The organism is Faecalibacterium sp. An77, assembly GCF_002161315.1.
GTDB lineage: Bacteria > Bacillota > Clostridia > Oscillospirales > Ruminococcaceae > Faecalibacterium.
The window spans coordinates 44,575-51,370 of record NZ_NFHK01000017.1; the positions used below are offsets into that span (position 1 = coordinate 44,575).

At 62.2% G+C, this 6,796-nt stretch carries 4 protein-coding genes; 2 read left to right on the forward strand and 2 right to left on the reverse strand.

The features are described from left to right. The first annotated feature begins 3 nt into the window (after window positions 1-3). Window positions 4-1,500, forward strand: coding sequence for a polysaccharide biosynthesis C-terminal domain-containing protein (locus B5G28_RS07645; protein WP_087247505.1), 1,497 nt, complete (start codon window positions 4-6; stop codon window positions 1,498-1,500). A gap of 649 nt (window positions 1,501-2,149) precedes the next feature. Here the strand turns inward: B5G28_RS07645 and B5G28_RS07650 are convergent. Then, complete coding sequence (locus tag B5G28_RS07650) at window positions 2,150-4,246, reverse strand: AAA family ATPase (protein ID WP_087247507.1); 2,097 nt, start codon at window positions 4,244-4,246, stop codon at window positions 2,150-2,152. A gap of 261 nt (window positions 4,247-4,507) precedes the next feature. Here B5G28_RS07650 and pulA point away from each other — a divergent pair, with 261 nt between their 5' ends. Further along, the gene (gene pulA, locus B5G28_RS07655; protein ID WP_204228832.1) at window positions 4,508-6,463 is read left to right on the forward strand and encodes a type I pullulanase; all 1,956 of its coding nucleotides are present in this window, start codon (window positions 4,508-4,510) and stop codon (window positions 6,461-6,463) included. A gap of 123 nt (window positions 6,464-6,586) precedes the next feature. On the opposite strand, the gene B5G28_RS07660 is transcribed toward pulA, so the two are convergent. Continuing rightward, on the reverse strand, window positions 6,587-6,796 hold a 210-nt coding region (locus B5G28_RS07660), incomplete at its 5' end, for an IS3 family transposase (protein WP_144265499.1).

Genomic DNA, 6,796 nt, shown 5'->3' on the forward strand with positions numbered 1-6,796 from the left:
TCTTTGGAAAACCGTCGTGTCCCCCAGGAGGGACAGAATAAATACAGCAAGCTGGCCGGCAATACCCTGATTTTTGCCATTTCCAGCTTTTCGTCCAAACTGCTGACCCTGATTGTCCAGCCTTTCCTGACCTACGCCATGCGGGACGTGGAGAGCATGGGCATTTCCAAGCTGCTGAGCCAGTGCGCCAACCTGCTGATCCCCTTTGTGTCCATGGGTATGAGCAACGCCATCATCCGCTTTGGCCTGGACCGCGGCAACAGCAAAAAGCAGGTCTTTACCAATGGCCTGTTGACCATTCTGCTGGGCTATGGCATTCTGCTTTTGTTCTGGCCGCTGCTGCGGCAGGTGCCGGGCGTGCAGGGGTATGAGATTTTCCTGTGCGTGTATGTGCTCACCAGCTGCCTGCGCACCCTCTGCACCCAGTTCATCCGCAGCCGCGAGATGAACCGTCTGGTGGGCGTGGACGGCGTGCTGTGCACCTTCGCCACCCTGATGTTCTATGTGCTGTACCTGGTGGTGCTCAAGATGGGCGCCGAGGGCTATCTGCTGGCCATCATCTGCGGCGACGTCACCAGCAGCCTGTTCCTGTTCTTCACCGGCAAGCTGTGGCAGTACATTGATTTTAGCTACATCAACCGCGCCCTCTGGAAAGAGATGCTGCGGTTTTCCCTGCCCATGATCCCGGCCCAGATCAGTTTCTGGATCATCAATGCCTCGGACATGTTCTTTGTCAACGCCATGTGCGGCGGCATCCAGGGCCGCAGCGGCGCCGAGTGGAGCGGCCTTTTGTCCACCGGCTATTTCCTGCCCACCATCCTGAGCACCCTGGGCACCATCTTCTACGACGCCTGGCAGCTGTCGGCGGTCACCGAAGAACAGGACCGGGGCCGGTTCTTCACCACCGTGTTCCGCAGCTATTCCAGCGTCATGTTCTGCTGTGCGGCGGGCATCCTCTGGCTGTGCCGGCCGGTGATGCTGGTCATGAAGTCCAGCTATTTTGATGCCTGGCAGTTTGTGCCCTACCTGACCCTGGCGGCGGTGTTCACCTGCTTCACCCAGTTCATGAACAGCATCTATGTGGTCTACAAGCGCTCCACCCACAGCCTCTACACCATGCTGGCGGGCGCCATTGCCAACTGCATCCTGAACTATCTGGGGATTCTCTGGTTTGGCCCGGTGGGCGTCACCTATGCTTCTTTCCTGTCCATGGCGCTGGTCTTTGTGCTGCGGGCCATCGACAGCCGCAAGATGATGGATCTGCGGCTGGAGCCCATGCACGTTTTGGTGAACGTGGTTTTTCTGGTGATCGAGGCGGGCATCACCCTGGCGGAGGTGCCCTGGTACGGCCTGTGGACCGGCCTGCTGTGCGCCGTGGTCGTCCTCTACAATTTCAAGGGTGTCTGGGCCATGGGCCGGGTCATCCTGCCCCGCCTGCTGGGCCGCCGCGCCGCCCCCCTCGTCGCCTTCCTGGACCGTTACTTTTTTGAAAAAAAGTAACCCCCTCTTTTCCGCTTTTTCGAGAAAAAGCTTGGCAAAAAGCTTTTTACCTGGTACCGCTGACTGCTGCGGGCCTCACAAACCCCTGCCGGCGACAAAGTTTCAGCCGCTTTAGGAGGCTCTCGGGCTGCGCCCCGGTGAGTCCAAGGTTTTGTGTGGTTTAATCCATCTTTTGTTCCGGTGTGTAATGCTTCGGACGCCAAAAAGTTCTATCAAAGATAAAATCCCCGCTTCTGCTTGTCGCAGGGGCGGGGATTTTTGATTTTATAGAGCTTTTGCGGGGGCCTGAAAACCAGGTTTGAGGCGGTTTGCAGCGTACCGTGCCGCAGGCACAAACGCCGGGTGCGAGCCGGAACATAACGGCCCCGCGGAACCTTGGGAGACCCGGAGAGTGTATGGTACACAGTGAAAAGTCTTTTGCATCCTTTTCTTCCAGAAAAGTAAGGGGCTTGACGCAGAGAGTAAAATCCCTTAGAATAGGAGCAGGCCCTGTGGTGGGGCCTACAAAACTTTTGTTTTGGTGCGGGAAAAGGCCCCGGGTCAGCTGTCCCTTTCGGGACGGTGAGCTCGGGGCCTTTTCTATGGATACGAGAAACAAAAGCCCCTGTCCGGCCGGCGCAGGCCGGGGCAGGGGCTTTGGCGTTGGGGGTTAGTCGTCGTCCAGATCCAGGTCCCCGGGAAGGATCAGATCCAGGGGCGCGTCCGGCTCGGCCACCAGACGGCGGCTCTGGTTGTAGATGGCCCGCTCCAGGGTGTTCCGGGCCAGGCGTCCGTTGCCGGCGGTGCGGCTGTCGGCCGCCTGCCGCCGCTGGTAAAAGCCCAGCAGCGGGAAGGTGCACTGTTCGTCCAGGCGGTATCCCCGGGCCGACGCCAGCGCGGCGGTAATGTCCAGAAGCTGGTCGGCGGTGTAGTCGGGGAACTCAATCTGGTTGGGGAACCGGCTGGCCAGGCCGCTGTTGGCGGTCAGGAACTGCTGCATTTCTTTGGTGTAGCCCGCCAGAATCACCACCAGATCGTCCCGGTGGTCCTCCATTCCCTTCACCAGGGTGTCGATGGCCTCCAGGCCGAAGCTGTCCTGTTCCCCGCGGTAGAGGCTGTAGGCCTCGTCGATGAACAGCACGCCGCCCAGGGCGCTCTCGATGACGCTGTTGGTCAGGGGGGCGGTGTGGCCGGTGTACCGGCCCACCAGGTCGCCCCGGCTCACCTCCACCAGCTGGCCGCCCCGCAAAGCGCCGATGGCTTTCAGATACCGGGCCACCAGCCGGGCAATGGTGGTCTTGCCGGTGCCGGGGTTGCCGGTGAAGATCATGTGCATGGACAGGCTGGCGGTTTTCATTCCCGCGTCGGCCCGCCGCTTCTGAACCTGCACGTTGTCCGCCAGGCCAAAGACGTATTCCTTCACTTCTTTCAGGCCCACCAGGGCGTCCAGCTCCCGGCGCACCTCGTCGATGTCCCCGTTCCAGGCCGGGGGCAGCAGGTCCAGCAGGGGGGCCGGCTCGCTCTTGTCGATGGAGAACCGCAGCACCCCGTCCTGAACGTCCAGAGCCACGCTTCCCTGGCGGAAACTGTCATTCCGCAGGCAATACTCGCTGAGGGCCCGGAACATCTGGTCGCAGCAGGCGGCCAGACCGGCGGCCCCTTCCCGCTCGGTGGTGAAATCCGCCACATAATCCCGGACGTCGGCCCCGGCAGTCAGGGTCAGTTTCAGCTGGCGGAGGCAGCGGCGGGCCAGCTCGTTGATCTGCTGGGCCGCCAGGGCCTGGAGATGGTCGGCGGTAAAGGGCTGGGTCTGGCACACATCCCCGATGGCCGACACAAACCCGGCCCCCAGCAGGTCCGCCATGGCGTCCCGGCCCTTGTGGGAGAAGAAGATCAGATATTTTCCCTGGGGGGTGATGCGGCTGACGGCGCCGGGCGCCAGGGCGCTGCCGGCGTCCACCAGAATCCCCTCCCGGTTCACCAGATAGCGGGAGGTCAAAGGCGCGGAACCCTTCACCGCCAGGCTGGCCAGGGTCTTGAGGAAGGCCGGGCAGCACCGCTCGTAGTGGTCAAAGAGAACCATCTCCCCCGGGGCGTACAGGGCGGCGTACAGATCCTGTAAAAAGAGCCGCTCGGCGCCGGGGTCGGCGTAAAGGGCCAGATCCATCCGGGCGGCCTGGTCGCTCTGGAGCAGGCCCCGGGCCGCCATCAGGCGGGCGGTCTCGGCCAGGGCAAAGTGGCGCCCCGTCCCGCTGGGGCCCCACAGCAAAATCACATTCCGTGCCCGGGGACCCGAAGTCCCCAGCACAAAGGGCCGCCGCATGGCCCGCACCAGGGCGTCCACATAGGCGTCCTGGCCCAGAACCGTCTTTTTCACCTCGGCGGCCAGACCCTCAAAGCTGCCCATGTGCTCGACCGGGGTGTCGGAGGTGCCCCGGGCCAGCAGCCCGTCCGCCTCCATGTCCCGCAGAAGCTGGCGGCTCTCCTCCAGGGCCTGGCGGGTGCTGCTCTGGTCCTGGGCCCGCAGGGCGGCATTCTGCTTTTTCAGGAGGGCGTCGAGGGTTTTCTGCTGTTCCTGCAGGGCTTTGTTCAGGTCAGGCATCCCGCTGGCCCGGGCCGGACGGGGTCCCGCGGCCTTCCCTGCCGGCTTTCCCGACGGCTTTGCGTCCTCTTTGGCGGCTTTTTCGGCCGTGCCGCCGCTGCGCACCCGACCCTGTGAGCCGAATACACTGTTCATCAAACTTTCCCAGTCGTCGTTGTAGCCCATAGCACCCTCCGGTTGTTCTTTCTCTGTTGATTCAAGTATAGCGGGTGCCGTGGTTTTTTGCAAGCGGCAGCCGCGGGCAAATCCGGCCCTTTTGGGCAGAATGTCCAAAACCTTGCAACAAAATGCGGATTATATAGGAATAGCTCTTGCAATGCGGCCCGGTGTCCTTTAAAATAAAGATATCATAGAATGCAGTGGGAACAGGCCGGCCTGCGGGCCGGTCTGTCCCTCAGCGCAGTTGACAGAAGGATGTGACGAGGTGTGAGCATAAAGACCCCGAAAAGCCTGAGATCCTACTACGACAGCGAGAGGTTTGAGAAGGATTCCCTTTACGACGGGCCTCTGGGGCCGGACTATTCCCGCGAGGGGACCCGGCTGCGCCTGTGGGCCCCCACAGCGGAACAGGTCATGGTCAACCTCTACCGTCAGGGGGACAAGGGTTTCTGCATCGGTTCCCTCGCCATGGAGCGGCGGGAACACGGCTGCTGGACCATCTACCTGCCCGGGGACCAGCACGGGATGTACTATACGTTCTCGGTGCGGGTCAACGGCCAGATCCGGGAGACCGGGGACCCCTACGCCCGGGCGGCGGGGGTCAACGGCCTGCGCAGCATGATTGTGGATCTGCGCCGCACCGATCCTTCCGGCTGGCAGTTTGACCGCCGGCCGGTGATCCCGCCCTCCCGGCGGGTGATCTGGGAGGTCAGCGTCCGGGATTTTTCCTGGGACCCCAACGGCGGGTTTGCCCGGCCCTGGCGGGGCAAATATCTGGCCTTCACCCAGGAGGGCACCACCCTGGCGGGGGACAACGTCTTTCCCACCGGGCTGAATTACCTGCGCCGCCTGGGGGTGACCTACATCCAGCTGATGCCGGTGTTTGATTTCGGCAGCGTGGACGAGGCCCGGCCCCTCCGGCTTCAGTACAACTGGGGCTATGACCCCACCAACTATAATATTCCCGAGGGCAGCTACTCCACCGACCCCTATCACGGGGAGGTGCGGATTCATGAGTTCAAACAGATGGTGGCGGCCCTCCACAAGGCGGGATTGGGCGTGGTGATGGACGTGGTGTACAACCACATGTACCGCCACGAAAACGTCCTGAACAACACGGTGCCCTACTACTTTTTCCGCCAGAATCCCGACGGCACCTTCTCCAACGGCAGCGGCTGCGGGTGTGAGTTCTGCTGCGAGCGGCCCATGGCCCGCCGCTATATGATCGACTCCATCCTCTACTGGGCCAGAGAATACCACATCGACGGCTTCCGGTTTGACCTGATGGGCCTGTTTGACGTGGAGACCATGAACGAAATCCGGGCCGCCCTGGACAGACTGCCCCGGGGCAAGGAGATTCTGATGTACGGCGAGCCCTGGCAGGGCGGCCAGAGCATGTTGCGCCGGTACGAGGCCAACAAGGCCAACCTGCAGATGCTCAGCACCCGCATCGGCGTGTTCAGCGACGACACCCGGGACGCCATCAAGGGCAACTGCTTTGACGCCCGGGACCCCGGCTATGTGGAGGGAAAACAGGGGGCTTTCTGGGATATCGGGGCGGCGGTGGGGGCCTGGTGCCTCCACGACCGGGTGAATCCCCGGGCTCCCAGCCAGATCATCAGCTATGTGTCGGCCCATGATAACCTGACCCTCTGGGATAAGCTGATGGCGGTCCGGTTCAAAAAGCCCGACTACAACGCCAGCCCCGACGTGATTGTGGCCCAGAACCGGCTGGCGGCGGGGATTTATCTGACCTGCATGGGCACGCCCTTTATGCAGGCCGGCGAGGAATTCGCCCGCACCAAAAAGGGCATCAAGGACAGCTACCGCTCCCCTGCCTCCATCAACCAGCTGGACTGGAGCCGGGCGGCCAGCTTCCATGGCCTGGTGGACTATTACCGGGGCCTCATCGCCCTGCGGGCCCGGTTCCCCCGGCTGGGAGACGGCAAACTGGAGAGCGCCCACGCCGTCGAATTCTTCTCCCTGGAGCCGCCCCTGGAGGGGTGGCATCTGGAGGCCGCCGACGGCGACGGCGCCGCCTGGCCTGAAATTGCCGTGTTCTATAACCCCACCGGCAGCGAGGCCACCGTTTCCCTGCCCGAGGGCCGGTGGCGGCTGCTGTGCGACGGCGTTTCCTCCAGTCTGTGGCGGGGCGGCGAAATCATCCGCACCGGCAGCACCGTCCTGCTTCCCTACAGTGCAACCATCCTGGGCGCAGTCTGAGGGCGCCCTTTTCCCCTTGTGCGCCCCTGCCCCATTGAAAAAAGCCCCGCATCTTGCTGAGAGGTGAACCGGTCCAAATTGTGTGGACAGTACAAAAAAGCCCCAAGTGTAGGAGATTAGGATTCAGCAGGAGTGGCGGAGCGTTAGCGGAGCCACTCCTGCTTTCGTTTGGATTCGCTCGTGGTTATAAAACTGGATGTATCGGTCGATCATCTCGTTGGCCTCGGAGAATGTAGCCGGTTTGCGGCGGTAGATGCACTCTGTTTTGAGGATAGAGAAGAAATTTTCAGCCATCGCGTTGTCATACGGATTTCCCCGTCTTGACATAGATGG

Excerpts from the sequence above, each read along its gene's own strand:
- B5G28_RS07650 (WP_087247507.1), bottom strand. The coding sequence starts at position 4,246 with ATGGGCTACAACGACGACTGGGAAAGTTTGATGAACAGTGTATTCGGC.